Below are 20696 nucleotides of genomic sequence, written 5' to 3' on the forward strand. Positions count from 1 at the left end.
CTCGGGCCCACAGGCCGCTCGACGCCGCGGTGGAGAGCCCACGCGGCGAGCAGGCAGGTTCCGAGCACCAGCACGAACGTCGTCGCGCGCCCCAGGCCCGGGTGGAGGTGCTCGATCATCCAGCGGCCCCAGAGGGAGTGGAGGAGGTACAAGGGGTAGCTCAGCGTGCCCGCGGCGACGAAGCCGCGCCACGAGACGTGCCGGACCGGCGTCAGCACACAGATCGCCACGGCCGCCACGCACGCCGCGACGACGGCCGCCGACTCCACGCGGTCCAGGTGCACGCCCGCGTTCGAGGCCACGCGGGCCGCCTGGACACCGCTGGCGTACCCGAGGGCGAGCGTGACGTTGACGGCCAGAGCGACCCAGGCGCCTCGGCTCCGCAGGTCCTCGGCCAGCAGGTAGAGCGCCATCCCGCAGGCGAACAGCGAGGCGTCGGTGCCGATGAGGACCTGCGCGACCAGGTCGCTCCCCAGCACCTGGGCCGCCGCCCCGACCACGGGCCAGGCGACGACGAAGACCACGAGCCGCCTTCCCCGCAGGGCTCCGAGGGCGAGCAGCACGGCGATCAGGACGTAGAACCGCAGCTCCGCCCACAGCGTCCAGTAGGCGCCGTCCAGATCCGCCACGTCGAACGCCCGCTGGAACATCGTGAGGTTCGCGACGAGCTGCGAGCCGCTGACGTCCCTCCGGCCGGGAGCGACCACGGCGAAGAAGAGGAACGCCAGCACGACGGCGACCCAGTACGCGGGGTACAGGCGCCCGACCCGCGAGGCGACGAAATGCACCACGCCCTTGCCGTGACGTGCGGTCATGAAGATGACGAAGCCGCTGATCACGAAGAACAGCTGCACCCCGTAGGCGCCGCGGGCGGCCCAGAGATGGGCGACCGGGAAGGCGTCGCTCGTCGCGCGGCCCCAGGCCTGATGGCCGAGCCCCACGAAGTGGTAGACGACGACCGCCAGGGCCGCCAGGAGCCGGAGCGCGTCGAGCGCTGCGAGCCGCCCTGGCGCCGCCAACCGCCCTGGCAGGGCATCCGGAGAAAGGGGGTCGGCTCCGGCCGTTCGTCGGCTCGGGGCGGAGATCGCGTCGGTGCTGGTCACGCACCGAGCCTCCTGGCCGCGCGGGCGCGGTCGCTTCGTCCCGGGGGCGAGACATGCCCTCTCCTCAGGGCCAGGTCCGCGCCGTCGTGGTCAGCCGTGGGGCTAAGGCGCCGCAGTCGCAGGGAATGTGCGGGTAGCATCCACCGTTGCAGAACGCAGTACGCACGAACGTGCTCCGGGGTCGGTGCAATTCCGAGCCGGCGGTGACAGTCCGCGACCCGCGCCCTACGCGCGGTTGACCTGGTGGAACTCCAGGACCGACGGTGACAGTCCGGATGGGAGGAAGCACGTGCGGCGCGGCCGTCCCGACGGCGCGCGGCCGCCGAGAGATCGGCGAGCCCGCTCCTGGGGGACGATCCTCGCCGTGGTGAGCGACGGCGTCGGCGGCCCCCACGGGCCGACGACGCCGAGCCCGCCCTCACCCCGGAGCCCCCGTGCCCGGGACGGACGAGGGACGAACGATGGACCTGATGGCGCTGTTCGACGCGCAGCTCACGATCGGCGACCAGCACCTGCTGTGGCGCGAGATCGTCGGCAACGGGTTCGGCCTGGCATCGGCGCTGGGCGGCATGCGGCGCAAGGTGTGGGCGTGGCCGGTCGGCATCGTCGGCAACCTGCTGCTGCTCACGGTGTTCCTCGGCGCGGTGTTCGCGACGCCCAACCCCGTCAACCTGCTCGGGCAGGCCGGCCGCCAGGTCATGTTCGTCATCGTGTCGGTCTACGGGTGGGTGCAGTGGCGCCGCACGCAGCAGCGGCTCGGTGACGCGGACGCCGACAGCCACGGGGTCTCTGTGGTCCCGCGGTGGGCGACGGCGCGGCAGCGGATCGGCCTCGTGGTCGCCCTCCTCGTCGGCACGGCGGTGCTCACGCCCGTCTTCCGCGCGCTCGGCTCGTTCGAGCCGGTGTGGGCCGACGCCTGGATCTTCATGGGCTCGCTCCTCGCGACGTACGGCATGGCGAAGGGCTGGGTGGAGTTCTGGCTGATCTGGGTCGCCGTGGACATCGTCGGCGTGCCGCTGCTCGTGTCCGCCGGGTACTACGCGTCCGCGTTCATGTACGTGTTCTACGGCGCGTTCACGCTCGTCGGGTTCTTCGTGTGGTGGCGCATCAACCGGCGCGCGACGGCCGAGGCGCTGGCCGCGGGCGCGCCCGCCTGACCGGACGGGTACGTCTTTCGGGCGGACCGCGTTCTCCTGCGAGAAGAACGACGTCCCGTCCGGGTCGCCGGTTTCCTAGCCTCGTGCCATGCGGCCCGACCTCCAGCCTCTCGCCCCGACGCTGTTCCGCCTGCGGATCGACGGCGGCCCGGCGCACCTGCTCAACAGCTACCTCGTGCTCGATGACGACGGCGTGACGCTCGTCGACACGGGATGGGCCGACAGCGCGCCCGTCGTCGAGTCGGCGCTGCGCGCGCTCGACCGCGGACGCGACGACGTCCGCCGCGTCGTCCTGACCCACTTCCACGAGGACCACGCCGGCGCGGCCGCCGAGATCGCGACGTGGGGCGACGTCCAGGTGATCGCCGGGGCACCCGAGGCGGACGTCGTCCGCGGGACGGTCGCCGGACTGCTCCCCCGGCTCACGACGGCGGAGCGGGCCATCCACCCGGAGCCGTCGGAGCCGCCCGCCGGGCCGCCCTGCCGGGTCGACCTGGAGGTGTCCGACGGCGACCACCTCGCCGTCGGTGGAGGCGCTCACGTGCTCCTGCTCCCGGGCCACACCCCCGGCAGCCTCGCGCTGCACCTGCGCCACCTGGACGCCGTCCTGACCGGGGACACCGTGGCGGAGCTCGACGGGGAGGTGATCCTCGGGGTGTTCGACGTCGACCGCGACAAGACACGACGCTCGGCGCGGCGGATCGCCGGCACGGGTGCGGGCATCGCCGGGTTCGGCCACGGCGAGGCCGTGCTGCACGACGCCGCGCGGCGCATCCGCGAGGCACGCAACCCCTTCGCGGACCCGCAGCCCTGAGGCCCCGTGGCACCGCGGCGAGCGGGTGAGGCCCCGGTCGCCCTCGGACCGCGCCTCAGTCGTCCTCGGACCGCCTCAGTCGTCCTCGAACAGCATCTCGTCGGACGGCGCGACCCGGTGCGCGCCGAGCGTCGCCTCGGCGCACACGGCGTCGACGAGCGCGTCGCTCCCGCCGAGGTAGGTCGCCGCCGCGTCGATCTCCGACCCGACGAACCACGAGCGGTCCTCGGGCCACCACAGGTTCGGCGACTGGTCGTGGTGGCGGAACGCCGCGACGTCGGCCAGCGTGCCCGTCCACAGGTGGTACTCGCGGTGCGGGAGCAGGAGCATCGGCGCCGCGGGTCTCTCGACGAGCGTCGGGGCGAGCTGGTCCCACGCCTCGGCCTGCGCGGCCGCCACCTCCTCCTCGCTCGGAGGCGGCTCGTCCTCGGCCCAGCCGACGAGCACCCCGATGCCCGAGGTGTCGCGCGGGTCCGTGCCGTGGTCGTAGAGGAACGAGAACCCCGTCCACAGCCCGGCGTGCACGGGCTGGTCCCCCGTGAACGACGCGAGGACCGCGGTGAGGACGTCGAGCGCGGAGGGTGCGCCGTCGTCGTCGGTGGTGCGCACGAGGGAGCCGTAGCCGTCGGGGTGCGGCACGCACGCGTACGCCGCGTAGCCCCGCGGGACCGTGCCGTCCACGCGCGGGCCGAACGGTCCGAGGCGTTCCGCGATCCACCCCCCGGCCGACGCGTCGTCGTTCCAGGTCACCTGTCCGTGCGCAGCCACGCCCGGCACCCTACGCGGGGAGCGGCCCGCCGAGGCCGACCTCGTTGCCGTCCGGGTCCCGGAAGACCGTCTTGGTGACCCCGCCCTCGTAGGTCTCGCGCCGGTCGGGCGCGACCCCTCGCTCTCCGGCCGCGGCGACGAACGCGTCGAGGTCGTCGCGGAAGATCGTCACGACGCCGTGCCCGGCGTGCTCGGGGACCTGCTCGACGACGAGCCACCGGTGCTCCGCGAGCTGCCACACGGACTCGGTCGGGGTCGCGACGAACGTCGGCTCGGCGCCGAGGAAGCGCACGTACCAGTCGCGAGCGCCGTCGTGGTCACGGACATGGAGCGTCACGAACAGGTCGAGAGCCATCTCCCCAGGCTACGACTGATACTTGATCTCACTTGACCGATACGCAGTATCGACGCACGATGGGAGGACGACCGACCGCACGCAGCCAGCTGGAGCACCGATGCCCGCCACGCCGATCATGCCCGGTGTCACCGAACCCGCCTACGACCTCACGACGCCCCTCGACGTGGACTACGCCGGGGCGTTCGCGGACGCCACCGACGCCGACCGCGCGCACCAGCAGCGCGTGCGCCAGTTCGTCCAGGACGAGGTGCTGCCCGTCATCGACGAGTACTGGGAGCGCGCCGAGGTGCCGCTCGACCTCGTCAAGCGCCTCGGCGAGCTGGACCTCCTGCGCGACGGCGTCGACGTCGAGGGCCGCGAGCACGTCAGCCTCATGGGCGCCGGCCTCGCCGCGATGGAGATGTCTCGCGGGGACGGCTCGGTCGCGACGATCTGCGGCGTCCAGGGCGGTCTCGCGCTCCGCTCGATCCAGATGCTCGGGTCGGACGAGCAGCGCGCCCGGTACGCCGAGCCCATGGCGCGCGGCGAGATCATCGGCGCGTTCGCGCTCACCGAGCCCACGCACGGCTCCGACTCCGTCTCGCTGGAGACCACGGCGCGCCGCGAGACCCGCGACGGTGTCGACGGCTACGTGCTGAACGGCGAGAAGAAGTGGATCGGCAACGGGTCGTCCGGGCACATCACGGTCGTGTGGGCGCGCCTCGTCGACGGCGAGGGCGGGGAGGGCGACAACCAGGTCCACGGCTTCGTCGTCCCGCAGGACTCCCCCGGCTACACCGGCACGACGATCACCGGCAAGGTGTCGCTCCGCGCGATCTGGCAGGCGCACGTCGTGCTCGACGACGTGTTCGTCCCCGCCGAGAACGCCCTCCCCGGCGCGCGGTCGTTCAAGGACACGTCGCGCGTGCTCTTCGCGACGCGCCTCGGGGTGGCGTGGGCCGCCGTCGGGCACGCGGTCGCGTGCTACGAGACCGCGGTCGCGTACGCCACGCAGCGCGTGCAGTTCGGTCGACCGCTCGCGGCGAACCAGATGATCCAGGAGCGCCTGACGAAGATGCTGTCGACGCTCACGCAGATGCAGCTCCTCGTGGCGCAGATGACGCGCCGCGACGAGGCCGGCGAGCTCACCGGCCCGCAGGCGTCGCTCGCGAAGTACACGTGCACGCGCGGCGCCCGCGAGATCGCGGCGAGCGCGCGCGACCTGCTCGGCGGCAACGGGATCCTGCTGCGCAACCGCGTCGCGCGGCACTTCGCCGATGTCGAGGCCCTGCACACCTACGAGGGCACCGAGTCCGTGCAGGCGCTCATCGTCGGTCGCGACATCACGGGCGTCTCGGCCTTCGCCTGACCGGGCCGTGCGCCCGCGCGCACGCCCCCACGCTCCCCGGCGCCGCTCCGCCCCTCCTCGCGGCGCCGGGGCCCCTCTCCCGGCACCTCCTCGCACCCCCGGACGGAACCCCATGAGCAACGACGCCACCACCCTGCCCGACGGCGCAGCCGTCACCCCCGAGGACGAGGTCACCCCGGTCCTCCTGCACGGCGCCCGCACGCCGTTCGCGCGCTTCCGCGGCGCGCTCGCGTCGTTGTCCGCCGCGGAGCTGGGAGCCCACGCGATCCGCGGGGCGCTCGACGCGGCGGGGGTCTCGCCGGAGCAGGTGGACACGGTGATCGTCGGGCAGGTCGTCCAGGCGGGCGCCAAGCAGGGGCCCGCCCGCCAGGCCGCGATCCACGCGGGCATCGGCTGGGACGTGCCGACCGTGACGGTCAACAAGCTGTGCCTTTCCGGGCTCACGGCGATCATCGACGCCGCGCGCCTGGTCCGCACGGGCGAGGCGAGCGTCGTCGTGGCCGGCGGCCAGGAGTCCATGACGAACGCGCCGCACCTCGTCCTCGGTTCGCGCGCGGGCTTCGCGTTCGGCGACGTGACGATGGCCGACTCCCTCACGCACGACGGCCTGGACGACCCGTTCAGCGGCGAGGTCATGGGCGAGCTCACCGACCGCGGGTGCGCGACGCGCGGCATCGGCCGCCCCGAGCAGGACGCGTTCGCGCTGCGCTCGCACCAGCGGGCCGCCGCCGCGCGCGACGCCGGCCACCTGGCCGAGGAGATCGCGCCGGTGACCGTGCCGCAGCGCCGCGGCGAGCCGGTCGTCGTCGAGCACGACGAGGGCGTCCGGGCGGACACGACCCTCGAGGCGCTCGAGCGCCTGCGCCCCGCGTTCGTCGCGGACGGGACCATCACCGCGGGGTCGAGCTCCCCGCTGTCCGACGGCGCCGCGGCGGTCGTCGTCGCGAGCCGCGCCTTCGCCAAGCGCAACGGGCTGTCGTGGCTCGCCGAGATCGGCGCGGCGGGTCAGGTCGCCGGGCCGGACAGCTCCCTGCACTCCCAGCCGTCGCGTGCGATCGAGGCGGCGCTGAAGCGCGAGGGGCTCGCGGCGTCGGACCTCGACCTCGTCGAGATCAACGAGGCGTTCGCGGCCGTGGCGCTGCAGTCGGTCGCCGACCTCGGGATCGACGAGGACGTCGTCAACACCGACGGCGGCGCGATCGCGCTCGGCCACCCCGTCGGCGCCTCGGGCGCGCGCCTCGCGCTGCACCTCGCGCTCGCGCTGCGGCGACGCGGCGGCGGCGTCGGTGCCGCCGCGCTGTGCGGCGGAGGCGGCCAGGGCGACGCCCTGATCCTGCGCGCCTGACGGGCTCGGACCGGGCCGGGCGACCGGGCGACCGGGCCGACGATGCGACGTCCGATCCCCGCCGGACATCCTGCACGTGCGCGACGAGAGTGGTGGAGCCGGCCGACCGCCGGCACCACCACTTCCGAGGGAGCACACATGGAGTCCATCGCACTGGTCACCGGCGGCACGCGCGGGCTGGGTCTCGCCGTCGTGGAGGCGCTCGCGGCCGAGGGCGCGACCGTGATCCTCGCCGGACGTCGCGCGGACGCGGTCCGGTCCCAGGTCGAGGCGCTGCGCGCCCGGGGGCTCGACGTGAGCGGCGTGACGCTCGACGTCGACGACCCGGCGAGCGTCCGTGCGGCGGCCGCCGAGGTCGCGACCCGTCACGACCGCCTCGACATCCTCGTCAACAACGCCGGGATCCTGCCCGAGGCCACGTCCGGGGGCGGGGAGGACGGACCGCGCTTCGTCGACGCGGACGTGCTCGAGCGGACGTTCCGGACGAACGTCTTCGGCCCCGTGTCGGTGATCGAGGAGCTCCTCCCCCTGCTCGAGCGCTCGCCCGCGGGCCGCGTCGTCAACGTGTCGACGACCATGGGATCGCTCACCGAGCAGCAGAACCCCGACTCGCCGTACTACGGCCTGGTCGTCCCCGCCTACCAGGCGTCGAAGGCGGCGCTCAACGCGGTCACGGTCTCGCTCGCGAAGCACCTCGCCGGGACCCGGGTGAAGGTGACGTCGGTCTGCCCCGGCTGGGTCCAGACGGACCTCGCGCCCGGCAACCGCGAGCACGCCCCGACCACGCCCGCGGAGGCGGCCGAGTCCGTGGTGCGGGCCGCCCGCCTGCCCGACGACGCGCCGTCGGGCACGTTCCTCAGCGCGAGCGGACCCGTGGCGTGGTGAACCGCTGACCCGATTGCCCGAGCGAACCGCCGAGCCCTGGTGCACGATGATGCACCAGGGCCGGCGCGGTTCTGACGCCGTGCTGTGACGCAGATCGCGTCACAGCATGCGGAAACCGCGTCATGGATCGCGCCGAGCGCGGTCTCTCCTCCTGGAGAACGTCCACGACGAGAGGACCGTCATGACCACTGTCACCGAGACACTGGGCCACACCGCCCGCCGCGCGACCGCACGGGCGCGCCGTTCGCACCTGTCCGCCGTCGCCGTCGTGCTCGTCGGCCTGGCCGCGGGATTCGTCGCCGCCCCCTACCTGCTGGGCTGATCCGTACCGCCGTCGACGCGCTCCCGACCTCTGCTCCCGCCACCGCGGAACGAGTCGACGAGCGCCCAGACGGCGCTGCCGACGCCGACGAGGCACAGCGCGGCGAGCAGCGTCAGCACGGCAGCTCCCGGCACGTCCCCGTCCGCCCACCCCTGGACGGCGCCCAGGACGACGAACGGCGCGAGCGGGACGCAGAGCAGCAGCACCCCGACGGCGTACCCACGGCGTCGTCGCTGGTTCTTGGGTGGCCTCGACAGCCCGTAGTGGTACAGCGCCATGCTGGGACCCTACGTCTCGGCGCCGTCCCCGACGCCCACTAGCTCTTCCAGCCGGTCGAGCAGAGGGACCTGTCCCGCGACGACGAGGCCCCGCGCCCGGGCGAGGGAGAACCACCCGGCGCGGTCCAGCTCGGGGAACTCCTGCATCCGGCCCGAGCGCGGCGGCCACTCCAGGGCGAACGTGTTGCTCGAGATCGTCGTGACGTCGAGCTCGGCCTCGCGGGCCCACGCCGACACGAGCTTCCCGGCTCGCTGCCGGACGGTCCCCAGGTCGAGGTCCGGCACGTCGGGCGGCGGGGCCGGCACGCCGAGCTCCTCGGCGAACTCGCGCAGCGCCGCGGCCAGCCCCTCCTCGCCGGGCTCGACCTCCCCCTTCGGGATCGTCCACCCTCCCGCGTCCTTGCGTGCCCACAGCGGCCCGCCCATGTGCCCGAGCAGCACCTCGACGACGCCGTCGCGCACACGGTAGAGGAGGAGCCCCGATGACTGCTTCACCCCTCCTTCCTACACAGCCGACGCCACCCCGGCCCGCTGAGTGCTGGGTATCTGTCGTCGCTGCGCCTCGTGGACGACAGATACCCAGCACTCAGGGGACGGACCTCGCGCGAGCCGACCTTCCTGCCGCTACTGTCCGGGGGTGCCTGCCGACACGCCGCGACGACGCGCCCTCGCGCGCGCCGCGGTGTACGGGGCCGCGGCGTCCGTCCCGGTGCTGGTGCTCGCGTGGCTGGTGCGCGCGGAGTCCGGACTCGTCGTCGACGCCGACCGCGAGGCGGTCGCGGCCGCGACGCGGTTCACGGGTGAGCGTCCGGCGTTCGAGCGCGGGCTGCTCGTCGGCCAGGAGGTGCTCGCGGCGCGGTGGATGAACGTCGCGGCCATGGGCGTGTGCCTGTGGGCCTGGCGACGGCACGGTCTCGGCACCCGCGCGGCGTGGGCCGCCGGGACCATCTGGGGCGCGTGGGCCCTCGGCCTCGGCGCGAAGGAGCTCGTCGACCGCGCCCGGCCGGTCGTCGAGGACGCCGTGACGACCGTGCCCGGCAGCAGCTTCCCCTCCGGCCACGCGATGAACGCGGCGGCCGTCGGCGTGAGCCTCACCGTGCTCGTGTGGCCGCTGCTCCGCCGGCGCGGTCGCGTCGCCGTCGTCACCGGCGCGACGGCACTCGCCCTGCTCACCGCTGCGGACCGGGTGCTCCTCGGTGCGCACTTCCCGTCCGACGTCGTGGGCGGCCTCCTCTTCGGCGGCGCCGTCGCGGGGGCGTCCGCCGTCGGCTACCACGGGTGGACGACCACCCGCTCCCCCGGCACCCCCGGTGCCGCTCCCAGGAACGAGGTCTGATGCACCCCTTCGTGCACCGCTACGAGATCGACACGACCCGGCCGACCGCGAAGGAGGTGCTGCGCGACGTCGGGCTCCGGGCGTTCCTGCCCGGCGCGCTGCTCTGGCTCCTCATCGTCGCGACGGGCTTCCTCGTCACGGGTCCGCTCGGCGACCTCCCGGGTGAGGTGGCGGTCAACCGGTGGCTGGAGGAGCGCCGCACCCCCCTGTGGGACACGATCACCGACGTCCTGTCGCTGATCGGCACGACCGAGTTCATCATCGGCGGGACGCTGCTCGCGGTCGCGCTCGTCTGGTGGCGTACCCGGCAGTGGTGGTTCGCGATCGTGCCAGCGCTCGCCGTCGCGCTGCAGGCGCTGATCTTCCTCACATCCTCGATCGTCGTGGGCCGGGAGCGGCCCGACGTCTCGCGCCTCGACGAGGCGCCCCCGACGTCGAGCTTCCCGTCGGGGCACACCGGCGCCTCCGCGGCGTTCTATCTGACGCTCGCCCTGATCGCGCAGCGCATCCCGAACCCGGCGCTGCGCGCCGTGGTGACCGTGCTGTGCTGCCTGGTGCCGCTGGCGATCGGGTTCTCCCGCCTCTACCGCGGGGCCCACGGCCTGGCGGACGTCGTCGTCGGGCTCGTCAACGGCGTCGTCTGCTGCGTCCTCGCGTGGAACTACCTGCGGCGCGACGTCCGGACGGCGCGCTGAGCCACGCCGAGCCGGCTCGGCACCGAGACGCACGCGGGAGGGCTCCGGTCCATGGCGCCCGCACGACGACGGCGGGCCCGGTCCTGAGACCGGGCCCGCCGTCGTCGTGCGGTCAGCTCACGCGCAGAGACCCACCGGGTCCCACGAGCCCCACGTCACGGACCCGGGCAGCTCGCCCTTCGTCCACCACTGGGCCACGTAGGTGACGCCGGCGCGGGAGACCTTCTGCCCACCGGTGTAGACGGTCTCGCGGGACCACTCCGCCGAGCACTCGCCCACCTCGACCTCGGGCGCCGTGCCGCAGGGGCCGATGTTCTTCCACGCGGTGCTCGCGCCCGGCTCCTGGTTGCGGGTCCACCACTGGGCCTTGTACTCCGAGCCCTCGTGCGAGACGACCTCGCCACCCGTGTACACGCCGGTGCCGTACCAGGGGACCGCGCACTCGTCGGCCACGCCGGGGCCGGGAGTCGCCGCGCGCAGCGTCGAGCCGAGCGCGTCGCCGAGCTCGTTGCGGTAGTCGCCCGAGAGGTCCCACCACATCGCGCCGCCGTAGCCCTGCGTCGCGACGAACTCGGCCTTGGCGGTGACCGACGTCGGGTCGTCGAAGCTCCACCACTGGTCGCCGTCGTAGCGCCAGCTCGCGCCGATCTCGGGGTCGAAGAAGGCCTCGCCGAACGACCGCAGCTCCGCGTACGTCTTCGTGCCCACGTACCCTGCGGCCGGCTGCCAGCCCTGCGAGCCGTCCTCGACGCCGAACCAGCCGTGCCCGTACGCCGCGAGGCCCGCGTTGACCTGCGACGGGTCCGCCCCGGCGTTCACGTACATGGCCAGCGCGCCGTCGAGGCCGAGGCCCCAGTTCTGCGTGCCGTCGGGGTGCAGGTTGCCCTGGTGGCCGGTCTGGTTCGGCACCCAGCCGCCGTGGAAGTCGTAGCCCTGCACGTTGAGGAAGTCCACGACGGCGAACAGGCGCGGGTCGAGCCAGCCGCCCTGCCCGGCGTTCCAGCCGCCCGCCGGGGCGAACGCGGTGAGGAGGTAGTCCTCGCCGTCCTCCGCGCCGCGCGCGTCGAGCTCCGCCCGGAACTCCTCCATGAGGAGCAGGAAGTTCTCCTTGTCCTCGGGGCGGGCGTTCGCCGTCTCGCCGCCGGTGACGGGCCACTCCCAGTCGATGTCGATGCCGTCGAAGATGCCGGCCGCCGTGCCCGGGCCGCCCTTCCCGTCGATCTCCGGCAGGTCGCCGTCGATGTAGAGGTCGAGGCACGAGTCGACGAGCGCGGTGCGACCCTCGGGTGTCGAGGCCGCCTCGGAGAAGTTGTCCGACCAGGTCCAGCCGCCCAGGGAGATGAGGATCTTCGTCTCAGGGCTAACGGCCTTGAGCTTGCGGAGCTGGTTGAAGTTGCCCGCGAGCGCCTGGCCGGGCTTGTCGGCCTTGCCGTCGACCGAGTCCTTCGCGGCGACCTCCGCGACGAAGTCGTTGAGCGGGTCGCCCTCGCCCGGGACGTCGGCGATGTCGCACACGAGGTCGGTCGTGACGTTGCCGAACGCGTAGTTGATGTGGGTCAGGTCCTCGATCGCGCCGGTGCGGACGAGGTCGGCCACCTGGAAGTCACGGGTGACGCGCGAGTCGGACATGACGTAGCCGACGCTGCGGTAGCCGTTGATGTCGGCGGGGCCGTCGACCGACGCGGGCTTCGCGGTGGGAAGGGGGGCTGCCGCGGCGGCGGGGGCCGCGAGCGCCCCGGCAGCGAGGGCGGTGGCGGCGACGAGCGCCACCCCTGCCGCGCGGGAACGGGACCGGCTGGGTGCAGTGTTCACGGGATCACGCCTCGAGAGTCGGGGTGCTGGGGATGATCGATACGACATGAAGGCCTCGTTGCTCTTCGTGCGCCGGACTGGGGATCCGGGGTTTGTTCGGTCTCCTGCACACTAGCGGGCCCGGGTGCTTTAGGCCAGAGTCCGAACGAAACCATCTGGTCACGGATGGATGTCGAGCATGTGTCGTACTCGGCACCCGCGACACCGCGCCGGTCGACGCGGCTCGTGCGGTGCGCGCGTCAGGACTCCGGGGCGCACGGTCTTGATCCGGCCGTCGGTCTGGCAACTGATCACCGCGGCGACGGTGCCCTGATCATGTGGCCGATAAGTGATAACTCTTGAGGCGGTCACCTATCAGATGAACTGGCCCGCGCCGGAGTCGAGCTGCTCGAGTGGCGCTACGCCGGCGCCGCGTCGTCCGACGGCTGAGGTGCTCAGCACGTCGCGGAGCATCTCGACCAGCTCCGCACGACTATCCGCACGTCTTGATGCCCACTGCCTTCACCAAACGCCGGTAGCGTCGCGACGTGCGTAGTCGAGGTGGGACAGGCGACGGAAGCGCGAGCCGTGTTCGGAGCGTCGTAATCCCCAGCATCGTCCTGCTGGTCTTGACCGCCGCGGCCGCCAGCTTGGTGGGAGTTTGGCTCTCCGGTGTCGCGGATCGTGCGGTGCCGGCGACTGAGGACGCGCTACGTGCCGCCCGAGGAGTCGCGGAGGCTGATGAACTGCGGGTGGCATCGCTCGTCGATGAGGCAGCGGACTGGCCAGGGGTCGAGGCCGTCTCAGGTCCGGAGCGGGTTCGCCGCGACCTCCTGGAGGCGACGATCAGCGTTCCTCTGGACATCGTCGTTCGTGACGACGTGTCCAGAGACGATCTGACCGCCCTCACCCTGGAGCTTTGCAGAGCGTCACGGGCGGGCCTGGCCTCTCGCGATTACGTTCGCGGGTCCATGAGATTCGAGTCGGCAGGGGCTGGCGTCACCTGCAGGGAACCCGAGCACGCCGATGCGGTCGGGGCCTTGCTCTACGACGCGGCAGTTCGAGGAGACGGCAGCGGCCTCGAGTGGGTCTCGCTCAGCATCGCCGGATCTGAGGAGGCGTCTCCCCCTGGGGTGCAGATCGGTCTGTGGCCCGTTGACCCGGCGGACGGCGCCCGATTGGAGGCTGAGTGGTCCTCAAGGGCGTCAAGTCTTGGCTTCTCTCCGGCCGAGGCCGCGGTACGGGACGAGCCCGTGCCGCGAGCCTCGGCGACTGGGAGTTGATCTCGACTACACGAGATCGAGCACCTTCGCGCTGAAGGCGTCCGCGACGGCGTGGAGCTCGGCGGGCGTGAAGTCTCCACGGCGGCGGTCACCACCGGAACCGGCCGGCTTCATCGAATCCCGCCGGGCGCACGGCGGTGACGAATCGCGGCTCGATCGGACCGTAGATGTGCGGGTACAGCTGGCCCCTCCCGCCGTCCTCGACGACGACGCGGGTCCCTGCTGCCTGGATCACGTCCATGTCCAGGACGAGGACGCACAGGTCGGCCTCGTCGCCCGCGTGCACGAACTCGGCCACCGCGGCGAGCTGGTGAGGGTAGGACGCGTGGATGAAGCCCACCTCATCCAGGCTCGCCCCGCGCGTCGAGACCTGATAGGCGTCGCCGCTGCGGAGAGCCGCCTCCCAGTCCTCCTGATGGGCCACGTGCAGGATCTCCACCGTCGACACCTTGCCAGAACAGGCGCCCGACGTCGTCCGCTCGTCCAGTCCACGGAGCAAGACGGAGTGAAAACGGAGGGCCTGGCGCGACGAAGGGCCCCACAGCCGCAGGATTGCGGGTGGGGCCCTTCGGGTGGCGGTAGCGGTGAGATTCGAACTCACGGTGGACTTTCACCCACACACGCTTTCGAGGCGTGCTCCTTAGGCCGCTCGGACACGCTACCTTCGCCGGGGACACCGGCCCAGGAAGGATACCTGGTCCCGGCCCCGGACACCGAATCGGCCTCCTAGCTGTCCAGTCAGCCGACCGATCGACGACCCGGTCAGCTTCCCGCGAGCGCCTCCGCGAACAGCGGCACGACGTTGTCGATCGCGTAGATCATCGCCGTCGGCGTGCCGAGCGAGAACGCGCTGGACAGGTCGGGGTCGTCGAACACGACGTAGCGCCCGTCGACCACGGACGGCACGGTCTGGAACGCGGGCTGCGCCTCGACGTCGGCCGCGGTGAAGCCGATGGGCTGGATCACGGTGAGGTCGGCGTCGAGCAGCGCGACGTTCTCGGTGCCGAGATTCGCGGAGAACTCCTCGCCCGCGGCCTCGTCGATCTCGGGCTTGGTGACGAACCCGAGCTTCTGCATGAACTCGCCGCGGCTCGACGACGACACGTACGCGCCGAAGCCCTCGGCCCAGTAGGACCCGATGACGGCGGTCTTGCCCTCGAAGTCGGGGTTCTCCTCGCGCGCGCCGGCGAACGCGTCGTCGACCTCCGCGAGGAGGTCCTCACCCGCGTCGGCACGACCGAGCGCCGCGGCGATCATCGAGACCTGGTCGTCGAGCGACGCGAGATACGACTCTCCGCCCTCGGGGACGCCGACGGTCGGCGCGATCTCCGACAGGCGCTCGTACCGCTCGGCGTCGCCCGAGGACTTCACGTCGAGGATGACGTCCGGGTCCAGCAGCGCGATCTGCTCGTAGGACGGCTCGAGCGTGCCGATGATCTCCGGGGACTCGGTGTACGCGTCCTCGAGCCAGGGGCCGACGCCGTCGCCGCCGAACGCGAGCCAGTCGCTCGCGCCGACGGGCTCGACACCGAGGGCGAGCGCCGTCTCCGCGTCACCCCACCCGAGCGCGACGACGCGCGTCGGCTCCTCGGGGATCTCGACCTCGCCGAAGGCCGTGTCGACCGTCACCGGGAACGCTGCGCCGGCCCCGCTCTCCGTGCCCGACGTCGCGGCGTCGCCGTCCCCGGTGCCGTCACCGGAGTCGGCGGAGCAGGCGGCGAGGGCCAGCAGCGCGAGGGCCGAGACGCCCGCGAGGGCGGCGCGGCGGGACGCGGCGGTGCCGCGGAGGGTCAGTGCGTTCATGGTCTCTCTCAGTCCTCGAAGATCTGACCGATGGGCTCGCGCTTCTCGGCCTGGAACCGGTCCTCGGCGCGTCCGTACGCCCAGTAGCCGGACAGCGAAAGGTCCTGACGCGGGACGCCGCGCTCGGCGAAGAGGCGGCGGAGCGCCTTCATCGCCTCGCGCTCGCCGTGCGCGAAGACGTGCGCGCGACCGTCGCGCCACGGTGCCGCGCGGACGGCGTCGGGCAGGAGCGTCGTCGTCCCGGCGGGCGCGTCGCCGCGCACGAGCCACGTGACGTCGACGCCCGGGGGCGCGTCGACCGCCTGGACGTCCGCCTCGGTCGCGACCTCGAGCCAGGCCAGCCCGACGGCGTCGCGCGGCAACGCCTCGAGCGCGGACGAGATCGCCGGGATCGCCGAGTCGTCGCCGACGAGGAGGTGCCAGTCGGCGCTCGGGTCCGGCGCGTAGAGCCCGCCGGGGCCGGAGAGGACGATCCTGTCGCCCGGTCGAGCGCTCGCGGCCCACGGCCCCGCGATGCCCTCGTCGCCGTGGACGACGAAGTCGATCGCGAGGCGCTGCGTGACGTCGTCGACCCAGCGGACCGTGTACGTGCGCGTGACGGGCAGGTCCTCGGGAGCGAGCGTCTCGCGGAGCGCCGGGACGTCGTACGGCGGCTCGAGGCCGAGCTCCGGCTTCGCGAACAGCACCTTGACGTACTTGTCGGTGTACTCGTTGCTCTGGAACGCGGCGAACCCGGGTCCGCCGGCGACGACGCGCACCATGTGCGGCGCGATCCACGTCGTCTCGAGGACGTCGAGGACGGTCTGCGGGCGCGCGCGCCGCGGAGCCTGCGTGGGGGTGGTCGACATGCCTGCCTCTCGTCGATGGCCGTCGATTCTTAGGTGAGGCTAACATCACCGCCGCGCTGGGCGGAAAGGCGGTCCACGCCACGGCGGCGCCCACGGACGCGGGTGAGACGAGCCGAGGAGGGGCGGTGGGGGCGCCCCCACCCAGCCCACCGAACGACCCGCTCCGTCGGACCGTCGTACCGTGGATGGGTGCCCGACCCGACCACCTCCCCCGCGCACGTCGCGACCTCCGCCGCCGACGTGCCGACGTCGCCGCCCTCGCCCGTCCCGACCGTCTCGTCGAGGCTGGCCTGGCGGCCGAGCCAGCCGCCGCCGTCGGGCACGGGTCCGGCGCCGCGCACGGGGACCGTCGAGGACGCCGTGGAGCTGCTGCGCGGCCTGCGGGTCACGGCGCTCACGGGCGCGGGCGTGTCGACGGACTCCGGCATCCCGGACTACCGCGGGCCCGACTCTCCCCCGCGCAACCCCATGACGTACCAGCAGTTCGTCCAGGACGAGGCGTTCCGACGCCACTACTGGGCGCGCAACCACGTCGGCTGGCAGCACGTGCGCCGCACGCACCCCAACGCGGGTCACCGGGCGCTCGTCCGCCTCGAGGACGCGGGCGTGCTCGTCGGGCTGATCACCCAGAACGTCGACCTGCTGCACGAGGACGCGGGCAGCCGCCACGTCATCGACCTGCACGGCCGCTACGACCGCGTGATCTGCCTGCAGTGCGGGCGCGTGGTCTCGCGCGAGCACCTCGCGGAGCGGCTCTCCGCGCTCAACCCGGGCTTCCTCGAGTCGATCGGCGACGTGGGCGACGTCGAGATCGCCCCCGATGCCGACGCCGTCATCGAGCGCACGTCCCACTTCCGCCCCGCGCCGTGCGAGTTCTGCGGCGGCGTCCTCAAGCCGGAGATCGTCTACTTCGGCGAGAACGTGCCGCGCGAGCGCGTCGAGCGCGCGTACGCGATGGTCGACGCGGGCGACGCGCTGCTCGTGGCCGGCTCGTCGCTCACGGTGATGAGCGGCCTACGGTTCGTCCGCCACGCGGCGAAGGCCGGCAAGCCGGTCGTCATCGTCAACCGCGGCGCCACCCGCGGCGACCCCCTCGCGACGCTCAAGATCGAGGCGGGCGTCTCCGAGACCCTCACCGCCCTCGCCGACGCTCTCACGCGCTGAGCCGAGAAGCTCTGACGCGCTCACGGGCTGGGCGAGGACGCAGACGCACGCACGGGCTGAGGCGAGAAGACAGCGAAGCGGCCGGGAGGGACGACGACGCCGGGTCGTGGCGGGTCTGGCGGGAGCGGGCCGAGGAACGAGGCCCGCGGATGGTAGACCCGGCGTCGTCGTCCCTCCCGGCCGCACCCCGACCACGCGGGCGCCACACCGGACAACCTCAGCGCTGTGTCGAGAAGAAGTCCCGCAAGAGCTGCCCGCACTCGTCCGCCCGCACTCCGGGCACGACCTCCACCGCGTGGTTCGCGGCCTGGTCCCGCACGAGGTCCCACACCGAGCCGGTCGCGCCGGCCTTGGGGTCCCACGCGCCGAGCACGAGCCGCTCGACGCGCGCCAGGACGAGGGCCCCGGCACACATGACGCACGGCTCGAGCGTCACGACGAGCGTGCAGCCCTCGAGCCGCCACGTCCCGAGCGTCGCCGCGGCCTGTCGCAGCGCGAGCACCTCGGCGTGCGCGGTGGGGTCGCCGATCTCCTCGCGGCGGTTGCGACCCACTCCCAGCAGGCGCCCGTCCGGCCCGACGACGAGCGCCCCCACGGGCACGTCGTCGCTCGCGAGGGCGTGGGTCGCCTCGTGCAGCGCGAGTCCCATGAGCGCGTCCCACACCTGGCGGCGCGCGGAGAGCGCGACGGGCGGGAAGTCGCCCTCGGGCCACGGGAGGGCGAGACCGGGGCGCGACGTGTCGCCGAGGTGCGGGACGTCGTCGGGCACGGGACCTCCGGAGCTGTCAGCGGAACGCCGCCCCAGGGAGCGGCAGCGTGCTGACAGGCCGGAGCGGTCCCGGACGTGTCAGCCGCTCACCAGGCTATAGACCGGCGGGACGCTGACAACCCGCGCCGGGCGTCCAGTACCGTGGAGGCCATGCGCCTGCACGTCGCCGACCACCCTCTCGTGGCCCACAAGCTCACCGTCCTGCGGAACAAGGACACGGCGTCGCCGACGTTCCGGCTCCTCGTCGACGAGCTCGTCACGCTCCTCGCGTACGAGGCGACGCGCGACGTCCGCGTCGAGCCGCACGAGATCGAGACCCCGGTCACGACGACCGTGGGCGTGCGGCTCGCCGAGCCGCGTCCGCTCGTCGTCCCGATCCTGCGCGCGGGGCTCGGGATGCTCGAGGGCATGACGCGGCTCCTGCCGACCGCCGAGGTCGGGTTCCTCGGGATGCAGCGCGACGAGGAGACGCTCGAGGCGGTCACGTACGCGAACCGGCTGCCCGAGGACCTCACGGGCCGGCACGTGTTCCTGCTCGACCCCATGCTCGCGACGGGTGGGACGCTCGTCGCCGCCATCGACTACGTCTTCGCGCGCGGTGCTCGCGACGTCACGGCGGTGTGCCTGCTCGCCGCTCCCGAGGGCCTCCAGGTGCTCCAGGAGGCGGTGGGCGACCGGGTGGACGTGCACGTGGTCGTGGCGTCCGTCGACGAACGTCTCAACGAGAAGGCGTACATCGTCCCGGGCCTGGGCGACGCGGGCGACCGCCTGTACGGCGTCGTCTGACCCGGTCCCCGGGGCCCCCGCGGTTCGTCACGCGAGACGCTACCGTCCCGGATCGTGAGACTTTGCGCCGTATGTCTTGGCGCACTCTCCCGTGCCCTGTCATGCTGCCTCTCGTGAGCACCTCGACCCGTCCCGCCAGCACGCCGTCCGGCGTGCTCCCGGGCGCGGTCGCGTGCGTCTGTTGTCAGGCCTGAACGCCTCACCTTCCCCGTTCAGACCCTGACCCTGCCGACCCGCCGGACCTCCGGTGCCACCGTCGGCCCGACGCACCCGGAGCCACCATGACCACCCTCACCGCACCCCGCCCCACGCACCGCCGCTCCCGCGCGGCCGCCGTCCCGACGCCGCACGGCACCCCGTCCCGCACCGCACCCGTCGCGCAGGCGGGGGTCGCCGAGCCGACCGCTCCCCGTCGCAACCCCGGGTTCGTGCTGTACGTCGGCGTCGACGCCGCACCGGGCGAGACCCCGGCCGCCGAGCTCGTCGAGCTGGCGGAGGCCCTCGGCGAGCTCGCCCGCGACTGGCTGCCGAGCGCCGAGACGTACACCGCCCTCGCGCTCGCCGAGCCGAGCCAGGACCCCGTCGCCGGGCAGCGTTCGCCGGTCCAGGACATCGCCGCGTTCCGCGAGCGGCTCGCGACCCTGTCACCCGTGCCGCGCGTGGTCGTCGACCCCGCCGACCGGTCCGTCACGGTCGAGGGCCGCCGCACCCGCCTCACGCACCGCGAGCTCGAGCTGCTCTCCTACCTCGCGCGCTCCTCCCACCGCGTCGTCACGCGGGCGGAGCTGCTCGACACCGTGTGGGGCGACCACGCCGTCGCGGCGGGCAGCCGCACCATCGACGTCCACGTCCGCCGTCTGCGGGAGAAGCTCGGCCTGGAGCACGTCATCACGACCGTGCGCGGCCTGGGCTACCGGTTCGACCCGCAGACCCCCGTCGTCCTCGGCAGCTCGGGGGACGCTGCCTGAGGACCTCGCGCTGCCGGGCCGCGGGACGACGTGGGGGTACGTGGGGACCCGCAGGCCCGGCAGCGCTCTCTCGTCGCGCTCTCCTGCCGCGCCCGTCACGACGCTGCTCGACGGGCAGGTGCCGCTCGACGGCGCTACGTTCGGCCCATGCGCACAGTCATCGCGGGAGGTCACGGCCAGGTCGGCCGTCGCCTGGCCCGGACCCTCGTGGAGCGCGGCGACGACGTGGTGGCCTTCGTCCGCTCCGCCTCGCAGATCACGGACCTCACGGAGATCGGCGCGCACGTCGCCCTCGTCGACCTGGAGGAGGACGACGCCGTCGCCGTCTCGTTCGAGCTGGACGGGGCGGACGCCGTCGTGTTCGCCGCCGGTGCCGGTCCGGGCAGCGGAGCCGAGCGCAAGGACACCGTCGACCGTGCCGGTGCCGCCCTGCTCGCCGACGCCGCGGAGCGTGCCGGGGTGGAGCGCTACGTCCTCCTCTCGTCGCGCGGCACGGAGGCGGCACGGTCGGACGAGAGACCCGACGAGATCGACGACACCTTCTGGGCCTACCTGCGGGCCAAGGCTGCCGCGGAGGACGACCTGCGCGCGCGTGACGCGCTGCGGTGGACCGTCGTGCGGCCCGGACGCCTCACCGACGAACCCGGCGTGGGCCTCGTCGCGCTCGCACCCGTGGAGGACGACGGGGGCCGTCCTCGGGGTAAGCGGCGCAAGGCCGGCGCCGGTCGGGAGGAGGTCACGCGCGACGACGTCGCCCTCGTGATCGCGGCGGTGCTCCACGAACCGCGCACCGCCGGCCTGGTGATCGACCTCGTCGGCGGCGACCGCCCGGTGGACGAGGCGCTCGACGGCATCCTCTCGTAGCAGGCGCGCCG

The 20696-nt window shown here is 73.3% G+C and carries 22 protein-coding genes, 1 tRNA gene, 1 pseudogene and 1 riboswitch; of the genes and pseudogenes, 13 read left to right on the forward strand and 11 right to left on the reverse strand.

The genetic code is table 11. The features are described from left to right. Nucleotides 1-41: 41 nt before the first annotated feature. Nucleotides 42-1103 (reverse strand): annotated as a pseudogene (locus V5D56_RS01035) (acyltransferase family protein); the annotation flags it as partial. A gap of 166 nt (nucleotides 1104-1269) precedes the next feature. Beyond that, nucleotides 1270-1396: riboswitch (FMN riboswitch) on the forward strand. A gap of 168 nt (nucleotides 1397-1564) precedes the next feature. On the opposite strand from V5D56_RS01035, the gene pnuC reads away from it, so the two are divergent. Together pnuC and V5D56_RS01045 are read left to right on the forward strand one after the other, a co-directional pair. Beyond that, entirely contained in the window at nucleotides 1565-2260 is a 696-nt protein-coding gene (gene pnuC / locus V5D56_RS01040; protein ID WP_435737213.1) for a nicotinamide riboside transporter PnuC, read from the forward strand. A gap of 88 nt (nucleotides 2261-2348) precedes the next feature. Further along, nucleotides 2349-3074, forward strand: a complete 726-nt coding sequence (locus V5D56_RS01045) for an MBL fold metallo-hydrolase (protein WP_435737214.1) — start codon at nucleotides 2349-2351, stop codon at nucleotides 3072-3074. A 75-nt stretch (nucleotides 3075-3149) separates the two neighbouring features. Here V5D56_RS01045 and V5D56_RS01050 read toward each other — a convergent pair whose 3' ends face one another. Together V5D56_RS01050 and V5D56_RS01055 are read right to left on the reverse strand one after the other, a co-directional pair. Next, complete coding sequence (locus tag V5D56_RS01050) at nucleotides 3150-3842, reverse strand: hypothetical protein (protein WP_435737215.1); 693 nt, start codon at nucleotides 3840-3842, stop codon at nucleotides 3150-3152. Nucleotides 3843-3852: 10 nt separating this feature from the next. After that, nucleotides 3853-4197, reverse strand: coding sequence for a VOC family protein (locus V5D56_RS01055; RefSeq protein WP_435737216.1), 345 nt, complete (start codon nucleotides 4195-4197; stop codon nucleotides 3853-3855). Nucleotides 4198-4297: 100 nt separating this feature from the next. Here V5D56_RS01055 and V5D56_RS01060 point away from each other — a divergent pair, with 100 nt between their 5' ends. The 4 genes from V5D56_RS01060 to V5D56_RS01075 all read left to right on the forward strand — a co-directional run bounded on the left by V5D56_RS01060 (nucleotide 4298) and on the right by V5D56_RS01075 (nucleotide 8100). Then, complete coding sequence (locus V5D56_RS01060; protein WP_435737217.1) at nucleotides 4298-5548, forward strand: acyl-CoA dehydrogenase family protein; 1251 nt, start codon at nucleotides 4298-4300, stop codon at nucleotides 5546-5548. Between the two features lie 112 nt (nucleotides 5549-5660). Further along, the gene (locus V5D56_RS01065; protein WP_435737218.1) at nucleotides 5661-6893 is read left to right on the forward strand and encodes an acetyl-CoA C-acyltransferase; all 1233 of its coding nucleotides are present in this window, start codon (nucleotides 5661-5663) and stop codon (nucleotides 6891-6893) included. Between the two features lie 138 nt (nucleotides 6894-7031). Then, nucleotides 7032-7778 carry an SDR family oxidoreductase gene (locus tag V5D56_RS01070; protein WP_435737219.1) on the forward strand — a complete coding sequence of 249 codons (747 nt, stop codon included), beginning with the start codon at nucleotides 7032-7034 and terminating at the stop codon, nucleotides 7776-7778. A 181-nt stretch (nucleotides 7779-7959) separates the two neighbouring features. Next, the gene (locus V5D56_RS01075) at nucleotides 7960-8100 is read left to right on the forward strand and encodes a hypothetical protein (RefSeq protein ID WP_435737220.1); all 141 of its coding nucleotides are present in this window, start codon (nucleotides 7960-7962) and stop codon (nucleotides 8098-8100) included. On the opposite strand, the gene V5D56_RS01080 is transcribed toward V5D56_RS01075, so the two are convergent. Together V5D56_RS01080 and V5D56_RS01085 are read right to left on the reverse strand one after the other, a co-directional pair. Next, nucleotides 8085-8378 carry a hypothetical protein gene (locus tag V5D56_RS01080; RefSeq protein WP_435737221.1) on the reverse strand — a complete coding sequence of 98 codons (294 nt, stop codon included), beginning with the start codon at nucleotides 8376-8378 and terminating at the stop codon, nucleotides 8085-8087. The two genes, V5D56_RS01075 and V5D56_RS01080, sit on opposite strands and share 16 nt — an antisense overlap. Nucleotides 8379-8387: 9 nt before the next feature. Then, complete coding sequence (locus V5D56_RS01085) at nucleotides 8388-8873, reverse strand: NUDIX domain-containing protein (RefSeq protein WP_435737222.1); 486 nt, start codon at nucleotides 8871-8873, stop codon at nucleotides 8388-8390. A gap of 142 nt (nucleotides 8874-9015) precedes the next feature. Between V5D56_RS01085 and V5D56_RS01090 the strand changes: the two genes are divergently transcribed. Both V5D56_RS01090 and V5D56_RS01095 read left to right on the forward strand, forming a co-directional pair. Then, nucleotides 9016-9714, forward strand: a complete 699-nt coding sequence (locus tag V5D56_RS01090; protein ID WP_435737223.1) for a phosphatase PAP2 family protein — start codon at nucleotides 9016-9018, stop codon at nucleotides 9712-9714. Further along, entirely contained in the window at nucleotides 9714-10409 is a 696-nt protein-coding gene (locus V5D56_RS01095) for a phosphatase PAP2 family protein (protein ID WP_435737224.1), read from the forward strand. The genes V5D56_RS01090 and V5D56_RS01095 overlap by 1 nt, the downstream gene beginning before the upstream one ends. Before the next feature lie 117 nt (nucleotides 10410-10526). Here V5D56_RS01095 and V5D56_RS01100 read toward each other — a convergent pair whose 3' ends face one another. Continuing rightward, nucleotides 10527-12221, reverse strand: coding sequence for a glycosyl hydrolase family 18 protein (locus tag V5D56_RS01100; protein WP_435737225.1), 1695 nt, complete (start codon nucleotides 12219-12221; stop codon nucleotides 10527-10529). A 731-nt stretch (nucleotides 12222-12952) separates the two neighbouring features. On the opposite strand from V5D56_RS01100, the gene V5D56_RS01105 reads away from it, so the two are divergent. Continuing rightward, nucleotides 12953-13483 (forward strand): hypothetical protein, encoded by a 531-nt coding sequence (locus tag V5D56_RS01105; RefSeq protein WP_435737226.1) that lies wholly within the window; start codon nucleotides 12953-12955, stop codon nucleotides 13481-13483. 88 nt (nucleotides 13484-13571) lie between these two features. On the opposite strand, the gene V5D56_RS01110 is transcribed toward V5D56_RS01105, so the two are convergent. From V5D56_RS01110 to V5D56_RS01125, 4 genes are all read right to left on the reverse strand, one after another. Next, nucleotides 13572-13922, reverse strand: a complete 351-nt coding sequence (locus V5D56_RS01110; protein ID WP_435737227.1) for a DUF952 domain-containing protein — start codon at nucleotides 13920-13922, stop codon at nucleotides 13572-13574. 134 nt (nucleotides 13923-14056) lie between these two features. Further along, nucleotides 14057-14146 (reverse strand) — tRNA-Ser (locus V5D56_RS01115). 99 nt (nucleotides 14147-14245) lie between these two features. Continuing rightward, entirely contained in the window at nucleotides 14246-15286 is a 1041-nt protein-coding gene (locus V5D56_RS01120; RefSeq protein ID WP_435737228.1) for an iron-siderophore ABC transporter substrate-binding protein, read from the reverse strand. Between the two features lie 8 nt (nucleotides 15287-15294). Continuing rightward, nucleotides 15295-16134: a siderophore-interacting protein gene (locus V5D56_RS01125; protein ID WP_435737229.1), complete on the reverse strand. Its 840-nt coding sequence runs from the start codon at nucleotides 16132-16134 to the stop codon at nucleotides 15295-15297. Between the two features lie 360 nt (nucleotides 16135-16494). Between V5D56_RS01125 and V5D56_RS01130 the strand changes: the two genes are divergently transcribed. Then, nucleotides 16495-17298 carry an NAD-dependent protein deacetylase gene (locus V5D56_RS01130; protein ID WP_435738930.1) on the forward strand — a complete coding sequence of 268 codons (804 nt, stop codon included), beginning with the start codon at nucleotides 16495-16497 and terminating at the stop codon, nucleotides 17296-17298. 217 nt (nucleotides 17299-17515) lie between these two features. Here V5D56_RS01130 and V5D56_RS01135 read toward each other — a convergent pair whose 3' ends face one another. Next, complete coding sequence (locus tag V5D56_RS01135) at nucleotides 17516-17947, reverse strand: nucleoside deaminase (RefSeq protein WP_435738931.1); 432 nt, start codon at nucleotides 17945-17947, stop codon at nucleotides 17516-17518. A 270-nt stretch (nucleotides 17948-18217) separates the two neighbouring features. Here V5D56_RS01135 and upp point away from each other — a divergent pair, with 270 nt between their 5' ends. From upp to V5D56_RS01150, 3 genes are all read left to right on the forward strand, one after another. Next, on the forward strand, nucleotides 18218-18853 hold the full coding sequence (gene upp, locus V5D56_RS01140; protein ID WP_435737230.1) for a uracil phosphoribosyltransferase: 636 nt from the start codon (nucleotides 18218-18220) through the stop codon (nucleotides 18851-18853). 281 nt (nucleotides 18854-19134) lie between these two features. Then, nucleotides 19135-19821, forward strand: coding sequence for a winged helix-turn-helix domain-containing protein (locus tag V5D56_RS01145; protein ID WP_435737231.1), 687 nt, complete (start codon nucleotides 19135-19137; stop codon nucleotides 19819-19821). 147 nt (nucleotides 19822-19968) lie between these two features. Next, nucleotides 19969-20685, forward strand: a complete 717-nt coding sequence (locus V5D56_RS01150; protein ID WP_435737232.1) for an NAD(P)-binding oxidoreductase — start codon at nucleotides 19969-19971, stop codon at nucleotides 20683-20685. Nucleotides 20686-20696 lie beyond the last annotated feature (11 nt).

The sequence above is a fragment of the Cellulosimicrobium sp. PMB13 genome, assembly GCF_051294865.1.
In the GTDB taxonomy this organism is placed as follows: Bacteria; Actinomycetota; Actinomycetes; order Actinomycetales; family Cellulomonadaceae; genus Cellulosimicrobium.

Bases quoted from the DNA above. Each gene is read 5' to 3' on its own strand.
- V5D56_RS01145 (WP_435737231.1), top strand. From the start codon at position 19,135: ATGACCACCCTCACCGCACCCCGCCCCACGCACCGCCGCTCCCGCGCG.
- V5D56_RS01080 (WP_435737221.1), bottom strand. From the start codon at position 8,378: ATGGCGCTGTACCACTACGGGCTGTCGAGGCCACCCAAGAACCAGCGA.
- V5D56_RS01120 (WP_435737228.1), bottom strand. From the start codon at position 15,286: ATGAACGCACTGACCCTCCGCGGCACCGCCGCGTCCCGCCGCGCCGCC.
- pnuC (WP_435737213.1), top strand. From the start codon at position 1,565: ATGGACCTGATGGCGCTGTTCGACGCGCAGCTCACGATCGGCGACCAG.
- V5D56_RS01070 (WP_435737219.1), top strand. From the start codon at position 7,032: ATGGAGTCCATCGCACTGGTCACCGGCGGCACGCGCGGGCTGGGTCTC.
- V5D56_RS01075 (WP_435737220.1), top strand. From the start codon at position 7,960: ATGACCACTGTCACCGAGACACTGGGCCACACCGCCCGCCGCGCGACC.
- V5D56_RS01125 (WP_435737229.1), bottom strand. From the start codon at position 16,134: ATGTCGACCACCCCCACGCAGGCTCCGCGGCGCGCGCGCCCGCAGACC.
- upp (WP_435737230.1), top strand. From the start codon at position 18,218: ATGCGCCTGCACGTCGCCGACCACCCTCTCGTGGCCCACAAGCTCACC.
- V5D56_RS01150 (WP_435737232.1), top strand. From the start codon at position 19,969: ATGCGCACAGTCATCGCGGGAGGTCACGGCCAGGTCGGCCGTCGCCTG.
- V5D56_RS01135 (WP_435738931.1), bottom strand. From the start codon at position 17,947: ATGGGACTCGCGCTGCACGAGGCGACCCACGCCCTCGCGAGCGACGAC.
- V5D56_RS01060 (WP_435737217.1), top strand. From the start codon at position 4,298: ATGCCCGCCACGCCGATCATGCCCGGTGTCACCGAACCCGCCTACGAC.
- V5D56_RS01045 (WP_435737214.1), top strand. From the start codon at position 2,349: ATGCGGCCCGACCTCCAGCCTCTCGCCCCGACGCTGTTCCGCCTGCGG.
- V5D56_RS01095 (WP_435737224.1), top strand. From the start codon at position 9,714: ATGCACCCCTTCGTGCACCGCTACGAGATCGACACGACCCGGCCGACC.
- V5D56_RS01065 (WP_435737218.1), top strand. From the start codon at position 5,661: ATGAGCAACGACGCCACCACCCTGCCCGACGGCGCAGCCGTCACCCCC.
- V5D56_RS01055 (WP_435737216.1), bottom strand. From the start codon at position 4,197: ATGGCTCTCGACCTGTTCGTGACGCTCCATGTCCGTGACCACGACGGC.